General features: G+C 65.0%; 24 protein-coding genes. 9 read left to right on the top strand and 15 right to left on the bottom strand.

The features are described 5' to 3' along the window. Positions 1-7: 7 nt before the first annotated feature. The 6 genes from ACFOYU_RS07660 to ACFOYU_RS07635 all read right to left on the bottom strand — a co-directional run bounded on the left by ACFOYU_RS07660 (position 8) and on the right by ACFOYU_RS07635 (position 5,693). On the bottom strand, positions 8-889 hold the full coding sequence (locus tag ACFOYU_RS07660; protein WP_226741105.1) for an ABC transporter permease: 882 nt from the start codon (positions 887-889) through the stop codon (positions 8-10). After that, positions 886-2,004: an ABC transporter ATP-binding protein gene (locus ACFOYU_RS07655; protein ID WP_377033095.1), complete on the bottom strand. Its 1,119-nt coding sequence runs from the start codon at positions 2,002-2,004 to the stop codon at positions 886-888. Before ACFOYU_RS07655 ends, ACFOYU_RS07660 begins: the two co-directional genes overlap by 4 nt. 43 nt (positions 2,005-2,047) lie before the next feature. Then, the gene (locus ACFOYU_RS07650; protein WP_319004855.1) at positions 2,048-3,100 is read right to left on the bottom strand and encodes an ABC transporter substrate-binding protein; all 1,053 of its coding nucleotides are present in this window, start codon (positions 3,098-3,100) and stop codon (positions 2,048-2,050) included. A 50-nt stretch (positions 3,101-3,150) separates the two neighbouring features. Further along, the gene (locus tag ACFOYU_RS07645) at positions 3,151-3,822 is read right to left on the bottom strand and encodes an RraA family protein (protein WP_377033094.1); all 672 of its coding nucleotides are present in this window, start codon (positions 3,820-3,822) and stop codon (positions 3,151-3,153) included. Between the two features lie 12 nt (positions 3,823-3,834). Then, positions 3,835-4,641 (bottom strand): carbon-nitrogen hydrolase family protein, encoded by an 807-nt coding sequence (locus tag ACFOYU_RS07640; RefSeq protein ID WP_377033093.1) that lies wholly within the window; start codon positions 4,639-4,641, stop codon positions 3,835-3,837. Between the two features lie 140 nt (positions 4,642-4,781). Continuing rightward, positions 4,782-5,693, bottom strand: a complete 912-nt coding sequence (locus tag ACFOYU_RS07635) for a LysR family transcriptional regulator (RefSeq protein WP_377033092.1) — start codon at positions 5,691-5,693, stop codon at positions 4,782-4,784. Positions 5,694-6,077: 384 nt separating this feature from the next. On the opposite strand from ACFOYU_RS07635, the gene ACFOYU_RS07630 reads away from it, so the two are divergent. From ACFOYU_RS07630 to ACFOYU_RS07620, 3 genes are all read left to right on the top strand, one after another. Beyond that, positions 6,078-6,752 carry a Crp/Fnr family transcriptional regulator gene (locus tag ACFOYU_RS07630; RefSeq protein WP_226741111.1) on the top strand — a complete coding sequence of 225 codons (675 nt, stop codon included), beginning with the start codon at positions 6,078-6,080 and terminating at the stop codon, positions 6,750-6,752. A 305-nt stretch (positions 6,753-7,057) separates the two neighbouring features. Next, positions 7,058-8,089: a Fe(3+) ABC transporter substrate-binding protein gene (locus tag ACFOYU_RS07625; RefSeq protein WP_226741112.1), complete on the top strand. Its 1,032-nt coding sequence runs from the start codon at positions 7,058-7,060 to the stop codon at positions 8,087-8,089. A 70-nt stretch (positions 8,090-8,159) separates the two neighbouring features. Next, the gene (locus ACFOYU_RS07620; RefSeq protein ID WP_377033091.1) at positions 8,160-9,866 is read left to right on the top strand and encodes an ABC transporter permease; all 1,707 of its coding nucleotides are present in this window, start codon (positions 8,160-8,162) and stop codon (positions 9,864-9,866) included. 30 nt (positions 9,867-9,896) lie between these two features. Here ACFOYU_RS07620 and ACFOYU_RS07615 read toward each other — a convergent pair whose 3' ends face one another. Both ACFOYU_RS07615 and ACFOYU_RS07610 read right to left on the bottom strand, forming a co-directional pair. Beyond that, a complete protein-coding gene (locus tag ACFOYU_RS07615) occupies positions 9,897-10,577 on the bottom strand; it encodes a 3-oxoacid CoA-transferase subunit B (RefSeq protein ID WP_226741114.1) in 681 nt (226 codons plus the stop codon). Continuing rightward, positions 10,577-11,314 (bottom strand): CoA transferase subunit A, encoded by a 738-nt coding sequence (locus ACFOYU_RS07610; RefSeq protein WP_377033090.1) that lies wholly within the window; start codon positions 11,312-11,314, stop codon positions 10,577-10,579. Before ACFOYU_RS07610 ends, ACFOYU_RS07615 begins: the two co-directional genes overlap by 1 nt. Positions 11,315-11,509: 195 nt before the next feature. On the opposite strand from ACFOYU_RS07610, the gene ACFOYU_RS07605 reads away from it, so the two are divergent. After that, positions 11,510-13,321 carry an AsmA-like C-terminal region-containing protein gene (locus ACFOYU_RS07605; protein ID WP_377033089.1) on the top strand — a complete coding sequence of 604 codons (1,812 nt, stop codon included), beginning with the start codon at positions 11,510-11,512 and terminating at the stop codon, positions 13,319-13,321. On the opposite strand, the gene ACFOYU_RS07600 is transcribed toward ACFOYU_RS07605, so the two are convergent. The 3 genes from ACFOYU_RS07600 to ACFOYU_RS07590 are packed head-to-tail and all read right to left on the bottom strand — an operon-like array spanning position 13,315 to position 16,192. Further along, complete coding sequence (locus ACFOYU_RS07600; protein WP_377033088.1) at positions 13,315-14,118, bottom strand: ABC transporter permease; 804 nt, start codon at positions 14,116-14,118, stop codon at positions 13,315-13,317. The genes ACFOYU_RS07605 and ACFOYU_RS07600 overlap by 7 nt on opposite strands. After that, complete coding sequence (locus ACFOYU_RS07595) at positions 14,115-15,023, bottom strand: ABC transporter permease subunit (protein ID WP_226741118.1); 909 nt, start codon at positions 15,021-15,023, stop codon at positions 14,115-14,117. Before ACFOYU_RS07595 ends, ACFOYU_RS07600 begins: the two co-directional genes overlap by 4 nt. A gap of 2 nt (positions 15,024-15,025) precedes the next feature. Beyond that, positions 15,026-16,192 (bottom strand): ABC transporter ATP-binding protein, encoded by a 1,167-nt coding sequence (locus ACFOYU_RS07590; protein ID WP_264196501.1) that lies wholly within the window; start codon positions 16,190-16,192, stop codon positions 15,026-15,028. A 281-nt stretch (positions 16,193-16,473) separates the two neighbouring features. Here ACFOYU_RS07590 and ACFOYU_RS07585 point away from each other — a divergent pair, with 281 nt between their 5' ends. Genes ACFOYU_RS07585 through ampC form a run of 3 tightly spaced genes read left to right on the top strand, consistent with a single transcriptional unit; the run spans position 16,474 to position 19,661 of the window. Further along, positions 16,474-17,427: a zinc-binding dehydrogenase gene (locus ACFOYU_RS07585; RefSeq protein ID WP_377033104.1), complete on the top strand. Its 954-nt coding sequence runs from the start codon at positions 16,474-16,476 to the stop codon at positions 17,425-17,427. After that, entirely contained in the window at positions 17,427-18,452 is a 1,026-nt protein-coding gene (locus ACFOYU_RS07580; RefSeq protein ID WP_377033087.1) for a Gfo/Idh/MocA family protein, read from the top strand. Before ACFOYU_RS07585 ends, ACFOYU_RS07580 begins: the two co-directional genes overlap by 1 nt. A 36-nt stretch (positions 18,453-18,488) precedes the next feature. Then, positions 18,489-19,661: a class C beta-lactamase gene (gene ampC, locus ACFOYU_RS07575; protein WP_377033086.1), complete on the top strand. Its 1,173-nt coding sequence runs from the start codon at positions 18,489-18,491 to the stop codon at positions 19,659-19,661. Positions 19,662-19,668: 7 nt separating this feature from the next. Here the strand turns inward: ampC and ACFOYU_RS07570 are convergent, their stop codons facing one another. Continuing rightward, complete coding sequence (locus tag ACFOYU_RS07570) at positions 19,669-21,264, bottom strand: DHA2 family efflux MFS transporter permease subunit (RefSeq protein ID WP_377033085.1); 1,596 nt, start codon at positions 21,262-21,264, stop codon at positions 19,669-19,671. Between the two features lie 12 nt (positions 21,265-21,276). After that, positions 21,277-22,473, bottom strand: a complete 1,197-nt coding sequence (locus ACFOYU_RS07565) for an HlyD family secretion protein (RefSeq protein WP_377033084.1) — start codon at positions 22,471-22,473, stop codon at positions 21,277-21,279. A 142-nt stretch (positions 22,474-22,615) separates the two neighbouring features. Between ACFOYU_RS07565 and ACFOYU_RS07560 the strand changes: the two genes are divergently transcribed. Together ACFOYU_RS07560 and ACFOYU_RS07555 are read left to right on the top strand one after the other, a co-directional pair. After that, positions 22,616-23,281, top strand: a complete 666-nt coding sequence (locus ACFOYU_RS07560; RefSeq protein WP_377033083.1) for a TetR/AcrR family transcriptional regulator — start codon at positions 22,616-22,618, stop codon at positions 23,279-23,281. Positions 23,282-23,380: 99 nt separating this feature from the next. Then, entirely contained in the window at positions 23,381-23,923 is a 543-nt protein-coding gene (locus ACFOYU_RS07555; protein WP_377033082.1) for an NUDIX domain-containing protein, read from the top strand. Between the two features lie 51 nt (positions 23,924-23,974). Here the strand turns inward: ACFOYU_RS07555 and ACFOYU_RS07550 are convergent, their stop codons facing one another. Next, positions 23,975-24,661, bottom strand: a complete 687-nt coding sequence (locus ACFOYU_RS07550; protein ID WP_226741123.1) for a Crp/Fnr family transcriptional regulator — start codon at positions 24,659-24,661, stop codon at positions 23,975-23,977. 143 nt (positions 24,662-24,804) lie between these two features. After that, positions 24,805-26,169, bottom strand: coding sequence for a nucleotide sugar dehydrogenase (locus tag ACFOYU_RS07545; RefSeq protein ID WP_377033081.1), 1,365 nt, complete (start codon positions 26,167-26,169; stop codon positions 24,805-24,807). Positions 26,170-26,327: the final 158 nt, after the last annotated feature.

The raw sequence follows: 26,327 nt of genomic DNA, 5'->3' as shown, positions 1-26,327 counted from the left end.
TCCCTCCTCAATCGATGGCGCGCAGGATGCGGGCATAAACCGCGAGCGCCGCTCCGAAGATGATGAGAACCAGCATCGAGAGCGTCGCCGCCAGGGGCCAGTTCAGGGTGACGATGGCCTGGTCGTAGATCTCGGTCGCCAGGAGGAACACCCGCCCTCCCCCCAGGAGCTTCGGCGTGATGAAGGACGACACGGCGAGCACGAAGCAGAGCAGGCATCCGAGCGCGATGCCCGGAACCGTCAGAGGCAGGATCACGCGCCAGAAGGTCTTGATCGGCGGCGCGCCGAGGGACATGGCGGCCTCCTCCACGCGGGGATCGAGGCGGCCGAACCCGGCGAGCAGGGACAGGATCATGTAAGGCATCAGGATCTCGGTCAGGCCGATGATGACGCCGGTCGTGTTGAACATCAGCCGCGGCGGAGCAAAGCCCAGGGCCGCGATGCCGCTGACGATGGGCCCCTGATCGGCGAGCAGGGCGATCCAGCCATAGGTGCGCACCACAGCGGAGGTCAGCAGCGGCGAGATCACGAGAACCGTGAGGAAGGTTCGCCACCGTCCCGTGCTCCGGTGCAGGTATAGGGCAATGGGGTAGGAGACGACGAGGGTCGCAAGGGTGATGCTGAGGCTCACGGTGATCGAGTTGAGGATCAGCTCGACGTAGAACGAATCCCCGAAAAGCCCCGTCCAGTTCTCGAACGTCACCGTTTCGCGTACGCCGCCTCCGGCCAGCGCCTCGTTGAAAGACATCCGCAGCAGGTTGAGGACGGGCAGGATAAATCCGATGGCGTTGATCAGCGCTATGGGGAGCAGCAGCGCGATGGCCGTTCCCGTGCGGCCGAGCGCCAGGCGCGGCGCCGCGGGAGGTGCGGAAGCCGTGATCGCCGTCATGCGCTCCTCCCGAACACCATCGTGTCCTCGACCCGCCAGGCGAGCGCGACAGGACTTCCGACGGAGCGGATGCCCCGGCCGTGATCGGAAGCGGCCTCGACGACGATCTCCGTCCCCCCGACATCGACCTGATACTGGAGCAGGTCGCCCACGAAGGTGACCCGTGTCAGGCGCCCGGAGAGGAGATTGGTGCCTTCGCCCGATGCGCCTTGCGCCGCATCTGCGTCGAGCAGCCTGATCCGGTGTGGACGCACCATGATCTCGACATTGCCGCCGGGACGTCCCGGCACCTGCACGCTCATCGACCCTACGTTCACCGTCCCGTCGCCCCGCGCCTGCCCTTCGAGGCGGTTCGTGCGGCCGACGAACGACGCTACGAACGGGGTGGCCGGGTGCTCGTAGACGTCGATGGGGGTTCCCACCTGCTCGAGCTTGCCCGCCCGCATGACGACCACCTTGTCGCACATGCTCAGGGCTTCGACCTGGTCGTGGGTGACGAAGACGGCGGTGATGCCGAGGCTCTGCTGGATGTCGCGGATCTCGTTGCGCATCTCGTCCCGCAGCTTGGCGTCGAGGTTCGACAGCGGCTCGTCGAGGAGAAGGATCGACGGGCGGATCACCAGGGCGCGGGCCAGCGCCACGCGCTGCTGCTGGCCGCCCGACAATTCGCGCGGCTTGCGCTCGGCGAGAGCCTCGAGCCGCACCATGGCGAGCGCCTCCTTCACCCGCCTTTCGATCTCCGCCTTGGGAACGGAGCGCATTTCGAGGCCGAAGGCGACGTTCTTCGCCACCGTCATGTGCGGGAAGAGAGCATAGCTCTGGAACACGAGCCCCATGTCGCGCCGGTAGGTCGGCATGGCGGTGATGTCGTTCGAGCCGACGACGATGCGCCCGCCGGTGGGTTGGATGAGACCGGCCACCATGCGCAGGGTCGTGGTCTTGCCGCAGCCGGAAGGTCCCAGGAGAGCCACGAGCTCACCTTTCGGCACCGACAGGTCCAGAGCCGAAACGGCAACGGAATTGCCGTAGGTCTTAGTCAGTCCGTCGAGGCGCAGGTGCACATCGCGGTCGTCGGACACGGTCGGGCTCCCCGAAAGGATCGTCTGATGCATCATGGCGTTCTCCATGCGGGCCTTCGGCTGCGGCAGGTCTGGTCGATCAGCGGCTGAGCGGGATGACGCGACGGCGCCACTGCTCCGTGATCGCATCGCGGATGCCGGCGACGGCGATCCAGTCGATCCCGATCATGTCGTCCATCGATCCGGCCGCCGTGCGGGCCAGGGCCTCCTTGGAGATCTTCTCCTGCGCCTTGGAATTGGTCGGCGCGTAGAACATGGCCTCCGTGAAGGCGGCCTGCGCCTCGGGGCTGAGCGCATAATCGATGAAGGTCTTGGCCGCGTCATTGGCCGGGCTGTTCTTCACCAGGTTGATCGTGTTGATCTGGAAGCCGCTGCCCTCCTCCGGCAGGGCGACGCCGAGCTTGCTGCCGGCTGCATCCGAATAGACTTGCGCACGGGCGTTCCAGCCGATGCCGAGAGCCGCCTGTCCGTTGGCGATGGGCGTGTACACGTCCGGCCTCGGGTCCCAGGTCTGCACGTTCGGGGCCAATTCGCCGAGCTTCTTGATGCCCGGCTCCACGGTCTTCTTGTAGTCTTCCTCGCCGGCCATCTTGTTGGCGATGATCGTCAGGGTCGTGCCCTGAATGTCGGGAACGGCCGGAATGGCGACCTTGCCGGCGTATTGCTTGTCCCAGAGGGCGTTCCACGAGGTCGGCGCCGTCTTCACCTGATCCTCGTTGTAGAGGAGAACGAGGTTGTCGAAAGTCACCCCAACGCCGCCCACGCCCTCCGCGCGAGCTGCCGGATAGAGATCCGCGACGTGCTTCGAGACGCTCTCGTCCACCTTGTCGAACAGACCCTCGTCCGTCGCCGCCTTCGCGACGGACACGTCCATGATCATCACGTCGATCTGGGGCGAGGCCTTCTGGGCGCGAAGGGTGCCGAGCATCTGAGCCGAGTTCGGCATTCCGTAGAACTGGACCTTGATGTCCGGATGAGCCTTCATGAAGGGCTCGACGACCGCCTTGGTATAGTGGTCCTGGAAGATCCCGCTATAGGCAGCGAGCGTCACCGTTTTCTCCTGGGCGAAAGCGGGCATCGAGGCGGCAAATGCGAGCGCCGAGATGCCGAGCAGAGCCGTACGCCGTTTCATCATCGTCATTGTTCCCTCTGTTTTTGACTGCTCTTCCCGTAACCGGCGCGTCAGGCGACGCGCCGGGCCTTCTCTTCAACGATGCGGGTCGCGCCGGAAATGTCCGGCAGCTTCTCGCCGTTGCGAAGCCGCTCCAGCAGCTTGATCTCGGCCTCCTGCATTCCGATGGCCCGCTCGGCCACGGCTTTCGCCTCGGAGGGATGGAGCACGATCACGCCGCTTTCATCCGCGAGGATCGCGTCGCCCGGCTCGATCACCTGCCCGCCGACCGTGACGGGCACGTTGATGGCCCCTTCGAGCCCGAGGATCTTGGTGGTGATGGGCGACGGGCCGCGGCACCACATGGGCATCTCGACCTGGCGGATCTCGGAGAAATCGGTGGCCGGACCGTCCACGATGCCGGCCTTCACGCCGGCGAGCTTCATGGAGTGGGTGACGACACCGCCCCAGCAGGCGTGCTTGTCGTCGCCGCAGCGGTCGACCACCACGATGTCGCCCGGACGAACCAGCTTCGTGAGGTAGTGGAGGACCGTGCTGTCCGCATGGGGCAGCCGTACGGTGACGGCGGTTCCGGCGACGCGCTTCTCAGGGAGAACCGCGCGCAGTTCGCGGTTCACGAAGCCGGAATGCAGGAAATGGCCGACCGTTGCGGTCTCGACCTGCTCGAGGAGCGAGATCAGCTCCTCGGAGATCTGCTTCGGCATCTGATTGACGGTGAACATGCTGTGCGCTCCTCAGGCCAGGACGTGGTGCTGAGCGACAGGTACGTTGCGACGCACGTGCCCCACATAATCCAGGTCGAGGCGGGAGCTGGTGCTCGCGACCTTGTCGGAGCACTGCGCCACGATGTGCCCCCACGGGTCGATGACCATGGAATGGCCCCAGCACCACTTCTTGCCGTCCGAGTTGGACAGCACCTGCCCGACCGCCAGGAAATAGGTCTGGGTCTCGATGGCGCGGGCGCGGGCGAGCGTCTCCCAGTGATCCTTGCCGGTCATGAGGGTGAAGGCGGCAGGCAGAACGATCACGTCGGAGCCGGCGTCGCGCAGCTTCCGGAACAGTTCGGGGAAGCGGATATCATAGCAGATGGCGCAGCCGACCGTGACATCGCCGACCTTGTACGTCACCACGTCCTCGCCGCGGCTGATCGTGTCCGACTCGCGGTAGCTGGTGCCTCCCGGAATATCCACGTCGAACAGGTGGATCTTACGGTAGCGGGCGATCTCCTTGCCCTCGGGCCCGAACACCACGGTCGTGTTGTAGTGGTTGTTGCCCACGCGCTCCACGACGCTGCCCGCATGGATCGTCACGCGGTACTTGGCGGAGAGCTCCGCCATGAGCGTGTAGGCCTCGCCGTCGGGAAAGGTCTCGGCGCTGGCATGGATGTTGTCGCGCCCTTCCCCGAGGAAGGCGTAGTATTCCGGCAGGACGATCAGATCGGGCGTTTCCTCGTTGACGGCCTTTTCGATCATCGTGGCGGCGGTTTTCAGATTTTCCGCCTTGTTGTTCTGGGAATTCATCTGAATTAGACTGACTTTCACGTCACGGCCTCCATTGATCCGAGCCCGAAGTGTGGGCGCGCCGGCCGACCTGCGACAAACACGAAATACTTTTCCTGCAGGCTAAGTTTTGCTTGTTCTGCGCTGCACAACCAGCATTCCCAACGTGTTCGGGGAGCGGCCTACCAGGACGCTCCGTCCGTCTGAGCATGTGAAAATCCATGGGCGACCTCCTGCGCCATTCTCGCCGCGACTGCCGAGATGAGATTGTCCGGATGATCGGAATAGACCGCGTGGAAGCTGAGAGGCGGGAAAGCGGGCGTGACGTCGAGCGCCACGAGGGTTCCGGCCGTGAGCTGCTCCCGCACGATCACCTTCGGCAGCGGCGTCACTCCGATTCCATCCTGCGCAAGGCGGATCACCGTCGCCAGGGAATTGGAATTGTAGATCGTCGGATCCTCGATGCCCGCATCGGCGAGCTGCTTCAACAATCTGTGATGAGGTATGCTGTCCCGCGAATAGGCGAGGATCGGATGGTCGGCCATCTCTGCCAGGGTCAGCGGCCTGTCGGGCAAGTTGAGCTTCGGGCTTGCGAGCCACGTGCAGGCGAACGTGCACAGATCGAGATTGATGATGTCGGGCGCGATGACAGGGCCCATGATCAGGGCCAGGTCGATGCGCCGCTCGGCCACCTCACGCGCCATGTGGAGACTGGTATCGGTGTTGAGGTCCACCGCGACACTCGGATAGCGTGCCCACAGCCGCTCGATGAACTGCGGCAGCCAGGCATGGGCGATCGAATCGATCGTGCCGATCCTGATCGAGCCGCGCAGGCTGCCGGGATCGCTCACGGCCTCGCGAAACTCGTTGGCGACCCGAACCAGCTCCTCCGCCTTGGCGACCGCCTGCTGCCCCAGGCCGGTGAGGCGGACGCAGCGGACATCCCGCTCGAAGAGCCGGATTCCCAAATCCCGCTCGAGGGTGGCGATGCGGTTGGAAATCGCCGCCTGCGTCGTGTTGAGCCTCTCGGCCGCAGCGCTGAAGCTGCCCAAGCGCGCCACCCAGAGGAAAGTCTCCACGAAACGCAGGTTCATTTCTTCGAATACCCTCCAGTCATCGAGACAGAACTCAAAGTCTAAATGCCCTCATCCTCTTCGATACGAAATATCGAAATATCGCCTGATCCCTTTTTGCCTCAGGCGTACTTTAGGACCATCCATGCACGCAATCTATCGGGATGAGGATCAAGCACACATCGAAAATTCGAATATTATATCGGTTGCAGCAATATCTTTCGAAGTATGTGGGAATATTATTCAACCTCTGTCATCGCAGTGCTGCACCCGCCCAACCAAACGGTGCACACCTAAGAACATGCCTGCGGCTCTTGCCCACATGTGCGCGGTCGCATATCCCACCTGACTTCCGCCAATCGATGTTATATGCCGTAACGGTATTCACCATCACGGATGGGTTCCATGACTTTGACCATGACTTGGGTCGAGGCACTCGGCTGGCTCGGTGCGGCTTTGGCCATCACCGGCAGCGCGATGAAGACGATCATTCCTCTGCGCTGCCTCGGCATCGCGACGAACGTGGTCTCGCTGACTTATTCATCGTTCATGGGCCTTTACCCGAGCATGACGGTCAACCTGATCCTGCTCCCGCTCAACAGCCTGCGCCTCTACCAGATGCTGCGGCTGATCAGGAAGGTGAAGCAGGCCTCGAAGAGCGACCTGTCCATGGAATGGCTCAAGCCCTTCATGACCCGCCGGCCGGTGAAGGCCGGCGAGATCCTCTTCGCCAAGGGGGACAGCGCCTCCTGCATGTTCTACACCCTCTCGGGTCGCTACCGGCTGAAGGAGCTGGGCATCGAGCTGCCTCAGGGCCACGTGGTCGGAGAGATGGGCTTCATGTCGCCCGACAACAGGCGCACGCAGACGCTCGAATGCCTGGAGAGCGGCGAAGTGCTGAGCATCAGCTACGACGAGGTGCGCCAGCTCTACTTCCAGAACCCGGAATTCGGCTTCTATTTCCTGCGCCTGGCCAGCGAGCGGCTCTTCAACAACATGGAGAAGATGGAGGCCGAGATCGCCCGTCTCAGAGCCGCCTCCGAAGAGGTCGTCCCCGTCAAGGAAAAGCTGTCGGCGTAACGCCTGCGCGACGGACGTCTGCCCCGCCAGGAAGATCCGTTCGAAAACCCGTGCGCCCGGTCGGGCTCTCCGGTCCATGGACCGTGGTCGCGACGGGCCGCGGGCGAAGGCGATGCAGGTTGCCACCGGCCTGTCGCGTCGCGCTCCATCTTAGAGAGCTTCCAATCTGGGGCCAGTTTAGAAACCCTCTAAATCATTGATGTTACAGAGTTTTTTATTGACCGGATTCGAGGCACGTGTTTTTTGCAGTTTATACGGAGGCTGGCAGAGGCCGCTTCCTGACGTGTGACTTAGGGATTTCCACGATGAAGATGAAAATCGCCCGCACCCTGCTGCTCGGCGCCACGGCCGCCGGTCTCCTGGCAGGGTCGTCCCTGGCCGCCATCGCCCAGGAACTGAACCTCTATACGTCCCGCGAGCCCGGCCTGATCAAGCCGATCCTCGACGAGTTCACGAAGGAGACCGGGATCAAGGTCAACACCGTGTTCGTGAACAACGGTCTCGAGGAGCGCATCCGCACGGAGGGCGAAAACAGCCCCGCCGACGTGATTCTCACCGTCGATATCGGCCGCCTGCAGGCCGCCAAGGACCTCGGCGTCACCCAGCCGGTGAAGCTGACCGCCCTCGAAGAGACCATTCCGGCCGCGTACCGCGATCCGGAAGGCCACTGGTTCGGCATCGCCCTGCGCGGCCGCGTGGTCTATGCCTCGAAGGATCGCGTCAAGCAGGACCAGATCACCTATGAGGAGCTTGCCGATCCGAAGTGGAAGGGCAAGGTCTGCATTCGCTCGGGTCAGCACCTCTACAACATCAGCCTCTTTGCCGCGGTCATCGCCCACAAGGGCGAGGAGAAGGCCGAGGAATGGCTCAAGGGTCTGAAGGCGAACCTCGCGAAGAAGCCCTCCGGCGGCGACCGCGAGCAGGCCAAGGACATCCTGGCCGGCGTCTGCGACATCGCCATCGGCAACACCTACTACGTCTCGCTGATGCGCAACGGCAACAACGAAGAGCAGAAGAAGTGGGGCGAGGCGATCAAGGTGATCCTGCCCACCTTCGAAGGCGGCGGAACCCACGTGAACGTGTCGGGCCTCGCGCTCGCCAAGAATGCGCCCAATAAGGCCAATGCCGAGAAGTTCATGGAGTACATGGTCTCGGACGAAGCCCAGCGCCTTCATGCGGAGGCCAACTCCGAATACCCGGTGAAGGCCGGCATCAAGATCCACCCGACCATCGAGTCGTTCGGACAGCTGAAGCCCGACAACGTGTCGATTGCCGAGATCGCAAAGCTCCGCAAGAAGGCCAGCGAACTCGTCGACAAAGTCGGCTTCGATCAGTAAGCCTGAACGGTCTTTCGACCGTACCGAACCTGAACAGGGGGCGCTGCCGTCATCGGCAGCGCCATTTCCATTGAGCGCCACCGCCACCGCAACGACCGCGCCCTCTCCTGCCCGCCGGCGCCTGGCGCGGCAACTTCCCGGATGGCTGAAAGCCGCCGTGGCCGCGACAGGTCTGCTGGTGCTGATGCCTCTCGTCGCCCTGATCGGCATTGCCGCCGAGGGCGACGCGGAGATCTGGCCTCACCTCATCGCCAATGTTCTGCCCTCGAGCCTCAGGGACACCCTGGCTCTCCTGACCGGCGTCGCGCTGGTGGCCGGTTCCATGGGCATCACCACCGCGTGGCTCGTCACCGCCCACCGCTTTCCGGGGCGTGACATGCTGGTGTGGCTCCTGCCGCTCCCCCTCGCGGTGCCGACCTACATCACCGCCTACATCTACGTCGAAGTCTTCGACGCGGCCGGGCTCGTGCAGATGGCCCTGCGCGATGCCACGGGATGGTCGCGGGCCGATTACTGGTTTCCGGAAATCCGCTCCCTGTCCGGCTGCATCCTGGTGATGTCGGCGGTGCTCTACCCCTACGTCTACATTGCCGCCCGGACCATGTTTCTCACCCAGAGCGCGAGCATGATGGAGGTGGCGAGAACCCTCGGGGCCGGCCGGTTCAAGCTGTTTCGCGTCATTGCCATTCCCCTCGCGCGCCCGGCCCTCGCGGTCGGTCTGTCGCTGGCCCTGCTCGAGGCCCTGAACGACATCGGCGCGAGCGAGTATCTCGGCGTGCGAACGCTCACCGTCTCGGTCTTCACCACCTGGCTCAACCGCGGCAGCCTCGCCGGAGCGGCCCAGATCGCCTGCGTCATGCTGGCCTTCGTGATCGCGCTGATCCTGATCGAGCGGTACGGCCGCCGCGACCGGCGCTATGCCCTGTCCACCAAGCGGCCCCGCGTCGCGCAGCCCGTGCCTCTCTCCGGCGGGCGGGGCTGGTTTGCGGCCGTCCTGTGCGTCATGCCGGTGATCCTGGGCTTCTTCCTGCCGGCGACCTTCCTGCTGCGGGAGACCCTGCGCGGCGGGCTCGTCCGCCAGCTGGACACGACCTTCCTTGCGCATCTCACCACGACGATAGGCCTTTCCACCGTCGCGACCCTGGCGGCCCTCGCTCTCGCGATCCTGCTCGTCTCCGCCTCCCGCCTCACGAAGATCGCGCTTACCCGAAGCGCTCTCTTCGTGGCCGGCCTGGGCTACGCCGTTCCCGGAACGGTGCTCGCCATCGGGCTGATGACGCCCCTCATCGCGTTCGACAACATGGTCGGCACGATCTGGCGCAACCTGACGGGCCAGCGCATCGGATTGCTTCTCATGGGAGCGGCAGGTGGGATCATCCTCGCCTATGTGATCCGCTTCCTGCCCATCGCCACCGGCGCCCTCTCGGCCGGGTTCGAGCGTGTCTCACCAGGGCTCGAAGATGCGGCGCGCACGCTTGGCGCCAACCGGCGCGAGCTGATCAGGAGGGTGCAGGTGCCCCTGCTCCGGCCCGCCCTCGCGAGCGCCGCCCTGCTCGTCTTCGTGGATTGCATCAAGGAGCTGCCGGCGACGCTTCTGCTGCGTCCGCTCAATACGGAAACGCTCGCCACGCTCGTCTACGGCCATGCGGCGCGCGGCGCATTCGAGGACGGCTCCCTCGCCGCCCTCGTGATCGTTCTCGTCGGGCTCCTGCCGGTGATCCAGCTCACCCGAAGCGCCGAAAGCCGCCGGAAGGCCGCGGGCACCGCTTCTCCCTGAGAAAGGACAGCCCCGAAGGGCCGCCCCGCCTCAGGCCGCGTCGGACTGCTTGGAATCCAGCGCGACCTTGAAGTCGGCCTGGGTCTTCGCCTTGATCTCATCCAGCGTGACGCCGTCGGCGAGCTCGATCAGGGTCATGCCGGTGCCGCCCTTCTTGTCGATGGAGAAGACGCCGAGATCGGTGATCACCAGATCGACGACGCCCGTGCCGGTCAGGGGAAGGTTGCACTCCTTCAGGAGCTTCGGATCCTCGGACCCGTCCTTGCCCTTCGCCACGTGCTCCATGACCACGACGACGCGCTTGACGCCCGCCACCAGGTCCATGGCGCCGCCCATGCCCTTCACCATCTTGCCTGGAATCATCCAGTTGGCGAGGTCGCCGTTCTGGGCCACCTGCATGGCGCCGAGGATCGACAGGTCGATATGGCCGCCGCGGATCATTCCGAAGGAATCGGAGCTGGAGAAGTAGCTCGTGGTGGGCAGCTCGGTGATGGTCTGCTTGCCCGCATTGATGAGGTCGGCGTCCTCTTCGCCCTCGTAGGGGAACGGCCCCATGCCGAGCATGCCGTTCTCCGACTGGAGCTGCACGCGCATCCCCTTGGGGATGAAGTTGGACACCAGGGTCGGAATGCCGATGCCGAGGTTCACGTAGTAGCCGTCGCGCAGTTCCTTGGCGGCGCGGGCGGCCATCTGCTCACGGGTCCAAGCCATCAGATTTCCTCCCCTGCGCCCGCGGGAGCGGCCGCCTCGGCGCGCTTGCGGGTCGTGCGTTGTTCGATGTGCTTTACCGGGTTCGGCACGTGCACGATGCGCTTCACGAAGATGCCCGGCGTGTGGATGCAGTCCGGGTCGATCTCGCCGGCATCCACCAGATGCTCGACCTCGGCGATGGTGATCTTGGCGGCGGTGGCCATCATCGGGTTAAAGTTGCGGGCCGTCTTGCGGTAGACGAGGTTGCCCTCCCTGTCGCCCGTATGGGCGTGGACCACGGCGATGTCGGCGAAAAGACCGCGCTCCATCACGTATTTCTCGCCGTCGAACTCGCGCACTTCCTTGCCTTCGGCGATCAGGGTGCCGACGCCGGTCTTGGTGAAGAAGGCCGGGATGCCCGCGCCGCCCGCGCGGATGCGCTCGGCGAGCGTGCCCTGCGGGTTGAACTCGAGCTCCAGCTCCCCGGAGAGATACTGCTGGGCGAAGAGCTTGTTCTCGCCCACGTAGGAGGAGATCATCTTGCGGATCTGGCGGGTCTCGAGGAGCCGCCCGAGGCCGACGCCGTCGACGCCCGCATTGTTGGAGATGAAGGTCAGGTCCTTCGCCCCCGAATCACGGATCGCCTCGATCAGCGCCTCGGGAATGCCGCAAAGGCCGAACCCACCGGCCATGATGGTCATGCCATCCTTGATGAGCCCGGCCATGGCCGAGCCAGCATCGCTGTAAACCTTATCCATCCACCCCTCGTCTATTGGGACTGTGCCTATTTTGCACCACCGACGGCGCTCAGGACGCCACCCTGCAACCTGGCCTCAATTTAGACAATCCCTTCGTATGGATATATGGAAACCTCGATTTCCGGTGCCGTCATCCCCCGGCGGTTCCCCACCAGCGCTTCCGAAGCGAAACCATTAGGTCTAAGACGTCAATCCATGTCGCGTCGCGTCGTATTTCTCATCGCGTTGATCTCGCTTGCGGTCCTGGGAGCGGCGGCCGTTCCCTGGACGCTGACCGGGAGCAGGCTGTCGTCGACCGTGGCCGGGCACCTGCGGAAGAGCTACGGCCTCGACCTCACGGTCGAGGGACGCAGCACCTTCGCCGTGCTGCCGACGCCGCGGGTGAAATTCGAGAACATGACCCTGGCCGCGGCGGATGGATCCGCGAAGGCCGAAGGGGGAACCCTGCGGGGCGAACTGCGCCTCCTTCCGCTTCTTTTCGGGCGGCTTGAGCTGTCCGAAGTCATGATCAGCGAGACCAGGATCACCGCGTCCCATGAGGCCCTGCGAGCCCTGGATTGGGCCGGCCTGTTCAAGGAGGGGACCAAGCCGATCCCGGCCCGGCGCCTGATCGTGGCGGCATCGTCGCTTTCCTGGACCGACCTCAAGAACGCCTCCCTCGACCGGATCAACGGCGTGATCAACTGGGAAGGGGCGAGTTCCCCGCTCTATGCCGTGGGCTCGGCCTCGTGGCGTGGAGAGACCGTGACGGTCGAGCAGGCCTCCTTCACCCCCAACCTTCTTGCGGCCGAGCAGCTGAGTCCGTTCTCGCTGACCCTTTCGGCGCCCTCGGGCCGCCTTGCGGTTACCGGCGAAGCCCTGCTCGGAAGCGATCCCCGGGTCACGGGCGAGAGCCTGATCCAGGCCAAGTCCGTCCGCAACTTCACCCGCTGGAGCGGGCTGGAGCTGCCTTTCGCCTCTCTGATCGACGACCTGTCGATCCAGGGCGATGTCTCGATCAATCGCCGCCGCCTCTCCTGGCCCTCGGTCGCCGTGACCCTCGGGGGAGACAAGCTCGACGGCACCCTGTCGGTGCGTCTCGACGCGGAGCGCCCACTCATCTCGGGCACCCTGGCTGCGGAAAACCTCAATCTTTCGGATTTCGTCCGCCCCCTGGCCGAGGCCCGCGCCCGCTCGGGCGGCTGGAGCGAGGACGCCATCGACCTGACGCGCGCCACCGGCAGCGATCTCGACCTGCGCCTCTCGGCCACGAACGCGCAGTTCGGGCGGATCCTCGTCAACGACATGGCTGCGGGCGTGCTGGTGCAGCCCGGCCGCATCGAGGCATCCATCGGACGCGCCGATTTGGGTGAAGGAACCTTCAAGGGCCGTCTGTCCCTCGTCTCGGTGAACGGTCCGGCCGAACTGAAGGGACAGGCCAGCTTCGAGCGTGTCGATCTCGGGCCGTTCCTGAAGGCCATCGGCGAGCCGCGCTGGATTGCCGGACGCGCCCAGGGCCAGTTCGCGCTCGAAGGATCGGGCAAGAACCCGGCCGAGCTCATGCGGAAAGTCCAGGGACGCATGTCCGTGACGGTCAAGGAAGGCGAGCTTATCGGCATCGCCCTCGACGACGCCCTCCGCAGGGTGGAAAAGCGCCCTCTCCTCGCCTTCCTTCATTGGAAGGGCGGGCGGACGCCCTTCGACCAGGCCCAGGCCCACGTCTCGGTCAAGAACGGCATCGGCGTCATCACCGAGGGGCGCCTGACCGCTCAGGAACTGATCGCCAGCTTCCAGGGAGACATCTCCCTCGCCGACCGGGCCTTGGACGTGAAGGCGGACGTCACCCTCGCGAAGGGAGCTCCCGATTCCTTGTCCGCGATTGCCTTCGAGGTCAGCGGAAGCTGGGACAACATCCTGGTGAGGCCCGAGGTTCGTCCGCTGATCGAAAGATCCGGCGCCGCCAAGCCCCTGTTCGGCCCCAGGCGTCCACCCCTAACCAATCAGGCTCCTCTGGCGACGGCTCAGTGAATGTTGCGCTGGGAGCGCAGCAGCGAACGCTTGCTCAGCAGGGTCGCGGTCGTGACGCCGAGGGCCACGATCCCGATCAGGATCGTCGAGGCCGCGTTGACCTCCGGTGACAGGCCCAGCCGCACCTGGCTGTAGATCCGGATCGGCAGGGTCGTCGCCCCCGGTCCCGTGTTGAAGCTCGCGATGACGAGGTCGTCGAGGGACAGGGTGAAGGCCAGCAGGAATCCGGCAACGATGGACGGTGCGATCAGCGGCAGCGTCACGGAGAAGAACGTGCGCAAGGGCGGCGCGCCCAGGTCCATGGCGGCCTCTTCGAGGGACCTGTCGAAGGTCATCAGCCGCGACTGCACGACCACGGTCACGAAGCACATGGTGAGCGTGGTATGGGCGAGCGTGATCGTCCAGAAACCCCGGTCCAGGCCGATGGCGACGAAGAACAGCAGCAGCGACAGGCCTGTGATCACCTCCGGCATGACCATCGGGGCATAGACCATGCCGGTGAAGAGCGTCCGGCCGGTGAAACGCCCGTAGCGGGTGAGCGCAAGCGCCGCGAGGGTGCCGAGGACGGTCGCGAGGGTCGCCGACAGGAGCGCGATCCGCAACGTGACCCAGGCGGCCTCCACGAGCGCCTGATTGCGGAAGAGCGCGACGTACCACTGGGTCGAGAAGCCGCCCCACACCGTGACGAGGCGCGAGGCGTTGAAGGAATAGACCACGAGCAGCAGGATCGGCAGATAAAGGAACGCGAAGCCGATCACGAGCGACGTGACATTGAAGAAGCTCAGGCGGCGGGTCATGCTCGAGTCTCCACACGGCGCGACTCCACATCGCGGTAGATGACGATGGGCACGACCAGGACGATCAGGAGCAGGATGGCGACGGCCGAGGCCAGCGGCCAGTCCCGGTTGGAGAAGAACTCGCTCCAGAGCTGGCGCCCGATCATGAGGGTCTCCGATCCGCCCAGCAGGTCCGGAATGACGAACTCGCCGACCGCCGGAATGAAGCAGAGAAGCGAACCGGCGATGATACCCGGCATGGCGAGCGGCACGGTGATGGTCCAGAACGCGCGCCAGGGGGTGGAGCCCAGATCGAGCGCCGCCTCGAGGAGCGTGTCGTCCATCTTCTCCAGCGTCGCATAGAGCGGCAGCACCATGAAGGGCAGATAGGCATAGACGATGCCGATGAAGACTGCCGCCTCCGTATTGAGAATGGTGAGCGGTTCGCCGATCACTCCGAGGCCAATAAGCGCCTGATTGAGCAGTCCTTCCGGCTTCAGGATCGCGATCCAGGCATAGATGCGGATGAGAAAGCTCGTCCAGAACGGCAGGATGATGAGGGCGACCAGGAGCGAGCGGTAGCGCACCGGCGCCCGCGCCATGGCGTAGGCGATGGGAAAGCCGACGAGGAGCAGCAGAACCGTCGATATGCCGGCGATCCGCACCGACGAGAGGGTCGCGCTGAAATAGAGGTCGTCGCTGGTCAGAAGCTCGAAGTTCTCGAGATCGAGCCCCTGGAAGAACCCGACGATGTCGCCCCACTCGAAGGTGGGCTTGTAGGGCGGCTGCGCGACCGCCGGGTCCGAGAGGCTGATCTTGAAGACGATCAGGAACGGCACGAGGAAGAACAGGCCGAGCCACAGATAGGGCACGGCCGGCACGAGGCTCTCGGCCAGCTTCTTGGAGAAGGAGGGTCTGGGCGTCATGGCTATTCCGCCAGGATCACCGCCGCATCCGGCGCGAAGGTGACATAGACCTGCTCGTCCCAGTCGATGGGATGCTCGACATAGCGCGACCTGTTGGCCCGGGTCACGCGCAGGATGGCTCCGGAGGCGAGCTTGACCCTGTAGACCGTCCAGTCGCCCAGATAGCCGATGTCCCAGACCTCGCCGGTCAGGACGTTGATGGCGTCGGGACCCGGCGGGTCGCGCCGGATCACCATCTTCTCGGGCCGCACGGCGATGGCGACGGCCTGATCGGAGTGCAGCACCTCGTCCGGGTCGTCGATGGTGAGCGGAGCCTCCGCGGACGGGGTCTGGACCCGCCACAGGCCGTTCTCCTGGCCGAGCACGTTGCCCTCCAGGATGTTCACGTCGCCGACGAATTCCGCGATGAACCGGGTCTTGGGCTGCTCGTAGATCTCGCCCGGGGTGGCGACCTGGACGATGCGCCCGTGATCCATGACGGCGATCCGGTCCGCCATAGTCATGGCCTCCTCCTGGTCGTGCGTGACGACCACGAAGGTCATGCCGAGGTCGTGCTGGATGTCCATGAGCTCGAACTGGGTCTCCTCGCGCAGCTTCTTGTCGAGGGCGCCAAGGGGCTCGTCGAGGAGGAGCACCTTCGGCTTCTTGGCGAGGGCCCGGGCCAGGGCGACGCGCTGGCGCTGCCCGCCCGAGAGCTGGCTCGGATAGCGCTTGGCCAGCCGCTCGAGCTGGACCAGGCGCAGCATCTCGTCGACCCGCGCCGCGATCTCGGCCTTCGGCAGCCCGTCCTGCTTGAGCCCGAAGGCGATGTTCCGCTCGACGCTCATGTGCGGGAAAAGAGCATAGGACTGGAACATCATGTTCACGGGCCGGCGATAGGGCGGCACGCCCGCGAGGTCCCTGTCCGCGAGGGTGATGCGGCCCTCGCTCGGATGCTCGAATCCGGCCAGCATCCGCATGAGGGTGGTCTTGCCGCATCCGGACGGGCCAAGGAGGCAGAAGAACTCGCCTTCGAAGATGTTCAGGGAGAGATGATCGACGGCGACGGCGTCGCCGAACCGCTTCGTCACATTATCGAAGCGGATGAGCGGCTTGGCTTCGGGGTCCGACCAGGGCGCGAAGGAACGGCGCACGGCGCCGACGGAGGCGGATTGGCGGGGAGGAGGCAAGATGTTCGCACTTCAACCTGAATGATGAGGAAACTGCGGGGCAAACTAGGATGTTCAGGCTGGAAGAACAACAGCTTAATGCCCCCTTCCCCATCCGTGCCGATCTCCGGCCGGTGGCCGCCCTCACACTTGAACCGCTGCCAAGCTTTTCTAGTTCACCCTGCACGTGAGTGGAGACGAACTTGCAGAACGACGATGGATTGAGCGGCGCCGATCTGGCGACCGTCGAAGCGAACTCCTGGAATCACGACGCAGACAGCAGCCTGTCCACCGCAAAGACCATGAGGGCAGCGATCCTCACGGGGCCGGGCCGCATCCGGATCGATTCCGTTGCCCGCCCCGAGCCGGGGCCGGGACAGGTCCGCATCCGCCTGGAAGGCTGCGGCGTCTGCGCCTCCAACCTGACGCCCTGGGCGGGGCCGGAATGGATGCAGTTTCCCACCGAGCCCGGCTCCCTCGGCCATGAGGGCTGGGGCGTGGTCGATGCCCTGGGCGACGGCGTCGAAGGGCTCGCGGTCGGCGACCGGGTGGCGGCCCTCTCCTACAAATCCTATGCCGAATACGATCTGGCCGAGGCGGACGCGGTGGTGCGCCTGCCCGAAGCGCTTGCCGGCAAGCCCTTCCCGGGAGAGCCGCTCGGCTGCGCCATGAACATCCTGCGCCGGAGCGACATCCAGCCGGGGCAGACCGTTGCGATCGTCGGCATCGGCTTCCTGGGCGCGATCCTGACCCGGCTCGCCACGGATGCGGGCGCGCGGGTCATCGCCATCTCGCGGCGCCCCTTCTCCCTCGACGTGGCCCGGGAGTTCGGAGCGGCCGAGACGATTCCGATGGAGGATCATCACGCCATCATCGAGCAGGTGAAGGAGCTGACCGGAGGCATGTTCTGCGACCGGGTGATCGAGGCGGTCGGCAAGCAATGGCCCCTGGACCTCGCAGGCGAGCTCACCCGGGAGCGGGGCAAGCTGATCGTCGCCGGCTACCATCAGGACGGGCCGCGGCAGGTCAATATGTGGCTCTGGAACTGGCGCGGGCTCGACGTGATCAACGCCCACGAGCGGGACCCGAAGATCTATATCCAGGGCATTCGCGAGGCCGTCGACGCGGTCGCCTCCGGCCGCCTCGACCCGAGCCCCCTCTACACCCATACCTATCCCCTCGACCGGCTGGACGAGGCGCTCGACGCCACCCGCGACCGGCCGGACGGTTTCCTCAAGGCACTGGTGACCCTCTGATGACACAGGTTCTGCTCGAAAAGGCGCCGGAAGTCTCGCTCGCCCGCCCGCGCATCGGCTTCCTGGGCGTCGGATGGATCGGCCGCCACCGCATGGAGGCCATCCTGAAGACCGGCATGGTGGAGGCGGCGGCCATCGCCGATCCCTCCCCCGAAATGGCGGCGGAGGCCGCCAGGATGGCGCCGGACGCGCAACTCGTCTCGACGCTGGACGATCTGCTCGATGCCGGGGTCGACGGGGTGGTGATCGCGACCCCGAGCGCCATGCACGCGGAGCAGTCGATCCGGGCGCTGGAGCGGGGCGTGGCCGTCTTCTGCCAGAAGCCCCTCGGGCGCGATGCCGTGGAGGCGAAGGCCGTGGTCGATGCCGCGCGCCGGGCCAACCGGCTCCTCGACGTGGACCTCTCCTACCGCTTCACGGAGGGAATGCAGCGCATCCGTGAGGTTATCCGCTCGGGCGAACTCGGGCACATCTATGCGGTGGACCTCGTGTTCCACAACGCTTACGGGCCCGACAAGGCCTGGTTCTACGACCGGGCGCTCTCGGGCGGCGGCTGCGTGATGGACCTCGGCGTCCACCTCGTGGACCTTGCCCTGTGGACGCTCAACTATCCGGGTGTGAGCGACGTCTCCGGCAGGCTCTTCGCCGGCGGAGAGCCTCTGGGGAGCCGGCCCGACAAGGTGGAGGATTATGCCCTCGCGACCATCGGGCTGGAGACCGGAACGGCGGTGCAGCTCGCCTGCTCCTGGCGCCTCCAGGCCGGCTGCGACGCGATGATCTCCGCGGCCTTCTACGGCACCGAAGGCGGCGCCGCGTTGCGCAACGTCAACGGCTCGTTCTACGACTTCGTCGCGGAGCGCTATCGCGGCACGTCCCGGGAAACCCTGTCGAACCCGCCCGACGAATGGGGCGGGCGGGCGGCGGCGGACTGGGCCGTGCGCCTGGCGGCCGGGCAGCGCTTCGATCCCGCCGCCGAACGGCTGGTGGACGTGGCGCAGGTTCTCGACCGGATCTACGGGCGCTAAAAGAGAGCGTCTGACGCTCGGACCCGAAACGAGGAGATGCCTTTGCGACCTCTGTTTGCCCCACGGCTCGCCGCCGCTCTCCTCGCCTGTTCCTGGTGCGCCCTCTCCAGTGCGCTTGCAGCAGACGCGGACCTGGACGCCAAGGTGCGGCGCATCGTCGACGAGGCGGTGAAACCTGTTATCGAGCAATACGGCATCCCCGGAATGGCCGTCGCCGTGACGGTCGATGGAACACGCCATTTCGTCGAATACGGCCTGGCCTCGAAGAGCCCGCGGGCTTCCGTCACGCGAGACACGCTGTTCGAGCTGGGATCGATCAGCAAGACCTTCACCGCGACCCTGGCGACCTACGCCGAGATCGAAGGCAAGCTGTCGCTGAACGGGAAGGTCAGCGCTTATATGCCCGAGTTGAAGGGAAGCGCGCTCGACCATGTGCGCGTGCTGGACCTCGCCACGCATACGACAGGCGGCTTCCCGCTTCAGCTGCCGGGCGACGTGAAGAATCAGGAGCAGCTCGTCGCCTATTTCCGCGCGTGGAAGCCGCGCGTCCCTCCCGGTACGTCTCGCAGCTACGCCAATCCGAGCATCGGCCTGCTCGGCATGATCACCGCAAAGGCCATGGGGGAGAGTTTCGAAACCATGGCGGAGCGTCTGTTCCGCGACCTCGGGCTCAAGCGGACCTACATCGCCGTTCCGGCCTCGGAGATGGCGTCCTACGCCTGGGGGTATAACCGGGCCGGCAAACCTACCCGCGCCTCCCGCGGCCTGCTCGCGACAGAAGCCTGGGGCGTGAAATCGAACGCCGTCGACATGATTCGCTACGTCGAGGTGAACATGGGCATCGGCACGGTGCCGGAGAAGGTCGCCCGCGCCGTCGAGGCGACGCATGCGGGATACTTCCGCTCCGGTGAGCTGATCCAGGACCTGATCTGGGAGCAATACCCCTACCCGGTCGCTCTGGAGAAGATCGTCGCCGGCAATTCGACCACGATGATCATGAACGCCACTCCGGCAGAAGCGATCAATCCGCCGATGGCGCCGCGTGGAGACGTGCTCCTCAACAAGACCGGGTCGACGAGCGGCTTCGGGGCCTATGTCGCCTACGTGCCGGAGAAGAAGATCGGCATCGTCATGCTGGCGAACAAGCCCTACCCCAACGAGGCCCGGGTGAAGGCGGCCCACCGGGTGCTTTCGCGGCTGACGGAGTAGCGCGGGCTCAGTGCCCCGCATCCGCCGGCGGCGCGGCTTTCGGCTTCTTGACGAAGGGCAGCGCGCAGACCAGCGCCAGAAACAGGATCGTCAGCAGCACGAACACGTCTGAGAACGACATCACCAGCGCCTCGCGCCGGACCATGTTCGACACGGTCTTGAGCGCCGCATGGTTGGCATCCGATCCGAGGCTCTGGAAGCCCATGGTCATGGTGTTCAGGGTCTCGACCGCCGTCGAACGGCTCCAGTTCACGCTCTCCCGCAGGCGCTGGAGGTGAAGGTCCCAGCGGTTGTTGAGGGCGGTGTTGATGAGCGCCAGGCCCACCGCCCCGCCCAGGTTGCGGGTCAGGTTGTAGAGGCCGGACGCATTCTTGATCCGGTCCGGCGGCAGGGTGCCGAGCGCGATGTTGTTGATCGGCACCATGCAGATCATGAGTCCGACACCGCGGAAGACCTGGGGCATGAAGAGCTCCCAGAAGTCCCAGTCCTTGGTCAGGCCCGTGAACTGCCAGGTGCCGAAGGCGAAGCAGCCGAAGCCGATCGCCATCATCACCCGCGGGTCGAGCTTGCGCGACAACATGCCGGCGACCGGCGCCATCAGGAACATGCAGGCGCCCGACACGAACATGGTCTCGCCGATCTGCAGCGAAGAGTAGCCGCGCACGCGCCCCAGATAGACCGGATAGAGATAGGTCAGTCCGTAGAGGCCGATGCCCATGACGAAGCTGAAGGCGGAGCCTGCCATGAAGTTCCGGTCCGTGAAGGCCCGCAGGTCGACGATGGGATGCTTCGCCGTGAAGACGCGGTAGAAGAAGGCAATCGCGGTGACGACGCAGAGCACCGTCAGGATGAGAACCGCCTCGTCCTGGAACCAGTCGTTGATCGGCCCCTCCTCCAGCACGAATTCCAGGCTGCCGAGGAAGACCGCCATGAAGCCGAGCCCGGCCCAGTCGAAGGTCTTGAACAGGCTCCAGTCCGGCTCGTCGAAATCGACCAGCAGGTAGGTCGAGATGGTCACGAAGATGCCGGGCACGATGTTGACCAGGAACAGCCAGTGCCAGGAGAACATGTCGGTGAGATAGCCGCCGATGGTCGGGCCGACGGTGGGCGCGAGCGTCGCCACCAGACCGATGATGGGCGAGATCACCGGGCGCTTCTCGGGCGGGAAGATCGTGAAGGCGGAGGCGAAGACGGTCGGGATCATGCCGCCGCCGATGAAGCCCTGCAGCGCGCGCCAGACGATCATCTCCTCGATGGAGGTGGAGGTCGCGCACATGAAGCTCATGAGGGTGAAGCCGCCCGAAGCGATCACGAACATCCAGCGCGTGGAGAGCACGCGCGACAGAGTGCCGGAGAGCGGGATCATGATCACTTCCGCGATCAGATAGCTCGTCTGCACCCATGAGATCTCGTCCGACGAAGCGGACAGGCCGGCCTGAATCTCGGCAAGCGAGGCCGAGACGATCTGGATGTCCAGGATCGCCATGAACATGCCGAAGACCATGCAGAAGAACGCGAAGGTCCGGCGCCGGTCGAGCGGCGCGGACTTCGCTGCGGGCATGGGTGCCGAGGGCTTGCCGGCAATGGCGGCGGAGGCGGCCATGGTTTCGTTCTCTTACCGTTGGGCGGTCTTGGTCGATCCGGTCTGCGTCCGGGTGTCCACGTTCACGACGACGGACAGGCCGGGGCGCAGAAGCCCCTTGCGGGCGAATTCCTGGTCGACGCTGACCCGGACGGGCACGCGTTGGACGATCTTGGTGAAGTTGCCGGTGGCATTCTCCGGCGGAAGCAGGCTGAACACGGCGCCCGAGGCCGGCGAGACGCTCTCCACGGTGCCGACGATGTCCGCATCCGGGAAGGCATCGACCTCGATCCGGACCTTCTGCCCCGCATGCAGGGAAGCGAGCTGCGTTTCCTTGAAGTTCGCATCCACGTGCACCGTGGTGAGGGGCACGAGCGCCGCGAGACGGGCGCCCGGCTGCACGAAGGTGCCGACCTCGACCGCCTTGTTGCCGATCACGCCATCCACAGGGGCGCGGATCTCGGTGAACGACAGATCGCGTTCCGCCCTGTCGACGGCCGTCTGCAGTTCGGCGGCCACGCGCCGGCCTTCGGTCTGCTGCGCCGCGAGAACGTCCACATTGGCCTTGGCCGCCGCCAGCGCGGCCTGCGCGCTCTTCACGTTGGCTTCGGCGCGGTCGCGGCCCGCCTTGGCGGTCTCGAGGGTCGCCTTGCTGGTGTAGTCGGAGCGGGAAAGCTGCAGCTGACGGGCGTAATCGGCCTCGGCACGCTCGGCCTCGGCACGGGCCGCCGCGACCTGGGCCTCGGCCTGCGCAACGGAAGCCCGGGCGGCCTCCACCTGCTTGCCGATGCGCGCGATGGCGCTTTCCTGCGTGGCCAGCTTGTCCTTGGCCGATTGCAGGGCGAGCCGGTAATCGCCGTCGTCGATCTTGGCGATCAGGTCGCCAGCCCTGACGCTCTGGTTGTTCGCGACGCTGACCGAATCCACATAGCCCGACACCTTGGCCGAGAGGATCGTGATATCCGCCTGCACATAGGCGTCGTCGGTCGAAACCATGAAGCGGCCGGTGTTCCACCACTCCATGCCCTCATAGCCGCCGAACGCAAGGCCGCCGGCCAGAACGGCAAGGATAACCAGCCGTTTGCCGAGCTTGCCCTTCGGCCGCTTCGCCGGAGCCGGCTCCTGAACCGCCGCAGGCCGCGGCTCGGCCGCCGCCTCGGGGGCCCTGCTCTCGGGAGCGGGCGTGGAATCGCCCCGGCCGGCCTGATCGTATTCGTCCCGGTAAGCCATCTGGAAAACCTCTAACAGCGCGACAATCGGTACAGCCGGACGAGTCCGCTCGCTTCCTTGCCGCTTTCGCCTATGATGCCTATGTGATCTATATGATTTGACTGAACGGTTCGGTCAATGGCTTGAAGGTGATAAAACGCACATGAGCGACGTGAAAGACATCGCTGTCGCCGGAAATCCGTCTCCTCCTCCCTCGGAGGAAGGCGCCGAGAACCAGAAGCGCCGCCAGATCCTGGACGGAGCCCGGCAGGTCTTCCTGGCCCAGGGCTTCGACGGCACGAGCATGGGCGAGATCGCCAAGGTCGCGGGCGTCTCCAAGGGCACGCTCTATGTCTATTTCGACAACAAGGAGAAGCTCTTCGAGGCGCTGACCATCGAGGAGAAGAGCGGCCTCGCCGAGGTTCTCTTCAAGCTCGACGGGGAGGATCCGGACGTGCGCGCCGTCCTGACCAAGCTCGGCGAGACCTATCTGCGCTACATGGGGCGTCCCGACCATGTTTCGTCGGTCCGGATGGTGATCGGCGCGGCCGAGAAGTTTCCCCGCCTGGGCCAAGCCTTCTTCGACGCCGGGCCGCGCCAGGGCGCCGCCCGCCTCAAGGCCTACCTGGACCGCCAGGTCGAGGCCGGGCGCCTCTCCATCGAGGATACCGGCATCGCCGCCCAGCACTTCCTCGACCTGTGCAGCTCCGGCACCCTGCGCCGCCTGCTCTTCGCCGTGGGCGACATGCCGACCGAGGAGGAGATCGGGAGAAACGTGGAGAATGCGATCCGCGTCTTCTTCGCGGCCTATGGGCCGAGGGCGAGTTAAGCATCAGCTCCACCGGCGCGGCATAGCGACAGGACGGATTGTTGATCGGATCAGGGCCTTCGAATAGCGTCCCAGTCATGGGATAGAATCGGGAATGCTGTGACCGCCGACATCACTACTGTCGCTACCCGCATCGTTTATGAGAACCGGTGGATGCGAGTTCGCGAGGATGAAATCCGCCACCGGGACGGCTCCTGTGGGGTCTACGGCGTGGTCGAGAAAACCAATTTCGCCGTGATCGTGCCGGTCGAAGATAGCTCGACGTATCTCGTTGAGCAGTACCGCTATCCGGTAAAAGGGCGTTACTGGGAATTCCCGCAGGGGGCATGGGAGCAGGCTCCCGACACGGATCCCCTTGTTCTCGCCGGGGCCGAGTTGCTGGAAGAGACCGGCCTAACGGCCGATGAGATGGTTCAGGTCGGGCATCTCTTCGAGGGTTACGGGTATTCAACCCAGAGCTATGACGTCTATCTGGCCAGGGGCCTTGCTCAGCACAATGCCCGGCGTGAGCGGACCGAGCAGGACATGGTCTGCCGTCGCTTCGGCATTGACGAGGTCGAGCAAATGATCGTCGGTGGCATGATCAAGGATGCCGCGACCGTCGCGGCATTTGGCCTTTTGCGCCTTCAGAAGCTGACTTGACTCTCAGAGCCGGCCCGGTTTGAAGCTGCGAGCCAGTCGCCTCCCCAGCCTTCAAGCGTCCTCGCGCATGGCCTCCGCCACGCGGGCCTGGAGCACGTCGGGCTTGCGCAGGATCAGGGCGCCCCTGGTGCGCTCGATCAGTCCCTCATGGGACATCATCGAGAATTCCCGCGTCACCTGCTCGCGGCGGCAGCCGATGCGGGCCGCCATGATGTGGTGGAAGGGCGGCGGCGTGATGACCCGCTCCCCTCCCCGGTCGCCCCGGGGCATGGAGAGACGCAGGAGCTCGGAATAGAGCCTGTGCCGCAGGTCGAGCACCGTCTGCTCGACGAAGCGGGCGTTCAGGTCGCGGATGCGGGACGCCATGAGGCAGAAGAGCCGCTCCGCCACATGGTTGTTGGAGAACAGGATTTCCCGGAAGACCGAAGCCGGCATCACGCAGGCCTCGCCCCGGGTGAGTGCCGTCACGTTGGCGGAGCGCTTGATCCCGTCGAGCGCCGCAAGCTCGCCGAAGAGCTCCCCGGGCTTCATCTCGTCCAGGATGACCTCCTTGCCGGAAGCGGTGCGCATGAGCACCCGCACCTCGCCCGACAGGAGAAAATAGACGTCCGTCGAGAGATCGTCGAAATCGACCAGCGTCTCCTCGGGGTCGAAGCGGCGCCAGTTCGCCCGCGCCTCGAAAGGAGCAAGGTCGATGTCCAACCCCTTGAAGAGCAAGACGCTCGCGAGCCGTGCCATCGTTCGCCTCCCTTCATCCCCTCAAGGGCCTTCCGAGCCACCTTAAGGCCAAGCTTCAATTATATAGCGTAGCCACTCTCAATAAAAGGTCCCTCATGAAGAGGGGCAGCGGGTTCCGCAGCGGAATGCACGAGAGGGGCAGGTCAGGCCTTGACGATTCGCCCGCCGGACAGGCCAGCGCGGGCGCAGGCATTGCGCGTATCGACGACCAGCCTGGCATTGTCGACCACGAGCCGGTAATCCACGTTGTCGTGGTCCGTAGCAATGAGCACTGCGTCGTATGCCGCGAGCGTCGGTGCATCCAGTGCGACTGAGCGGCGCCCCATCAGATCCGCGTGTTTACGGGTCCTTGGGATCTCCGGAATGTACGGATCGTGGTAGTCCACCTGAGCGCCACGGGCCTCGATCAGTTCCATGAGCTTGAGCGACGGGCTCTCGCGCATGTCATCCACGTTCTTCTTGTAGGCCACGCCAAGCAGGAGGATCCGAGATCCGGTGAAGGGTTTTCCGCCCTTGTCTACCGCTTCCGCGAGCTTGTTGACCACGTAGTAAGGCATGCGGGTGTTGATCTGCCCCGCGAGTTCGATGAAGCGGGTGGCAATGTCGTATTCGCGCGCCTTCCAGGTCAGATAGAAAGGATCAATCGGAATGCAGTGCCCCCCGAGGCCAGGTCCCGGATAGAACGGCATGAAGCCGAAGGGCTTGGTCTTGGCGGCATCGATCACCTCCCAGATGTCGACGCCCATGGCGGCGTAGACGACCTTCAGTTCGTTCACGAGGGCGATGTTCACGGCCCGGAAGATGTTTTCCGTCAGTTTCACGGCCTCGGCCGTCGCGGTGGAGGACACCGGCACCGTCTTCACCACGAGCTGGCTGTAGAGGGCATCGGCCAAAGCCAGGGCTGCCGGGCCATCGCCGCCGACCACCTTGGGGATGGCCGAGGTGCCGAAATCCGGATTGCCCGGATCCTCGCGCTCCGGCGAGAAGGCGAGGAAGAAGTCCTTGCCCGACTTCAATCCGGTCGCCTCGAAGATAGGTCTGAGCACCTCGTCCGTCGTGCCTGGATAGGTCGTCGATTCCAGAACGACGATCTGGCCTTCGCGCAGACAGGGCGCGATGACATGGGCCGTATTCTCGACATAGGAGAGATCGGGCTCCTGATGCTTCGTCAGGGGCGTGGGTACGCAGATCAGGATGGCGTCCGGCTCGCCGAGACGGCTGAAATCGGCGGTAGCTTCGAACTTTTGCTCCCTCACCGCCTGGGCGACATACTCATCCGGGACATGCTTGATGAGGCTTTCCCCCTGGTTGAGACGCGCGACGCGAGGGGCGTTGATGTCGAAGCCGAGCACCTGGAACCCGGCCTTCACCGCCGTCAGCGCAAGGGGAATGCCCACATACCCCAGACCGATGATTCCGATCCTGATCTTCCGCGCTTGGATTCGCGCCAGCAGGTCGGCGATATCCACGGCCGGCGCGCCGACATTCACTGCGCGATCTGAACCCATCTCGATCTCCTTCTGCAGGCGCGACGACGCAACCGCATCGGCGTTTCTCTTGGATGCGTCCCTCACGAAGTCAAGCGAGCTGCTTCTGCCGACCTGCGCATCCGGCCTCCCGCGCTCCCGCCAGCTCCGGAAAATCGGCAACCGTCTTGTCAGGAACC

Origin of the sequence: Microvirga sp. GCM10011540, assembly GCF_042650665.1 — a bacterium.
GTDB lineage: Bacteria > Pseudomonadota > Alphaproteobacteria > Rhizobiales > Beijerinckiaceae > Microvirga > Microvirga lenta.
Note: the sequence above shows the minus strand (reverse complement) of the source record. Positions and strands in the feature narration are given on the sequence as shown.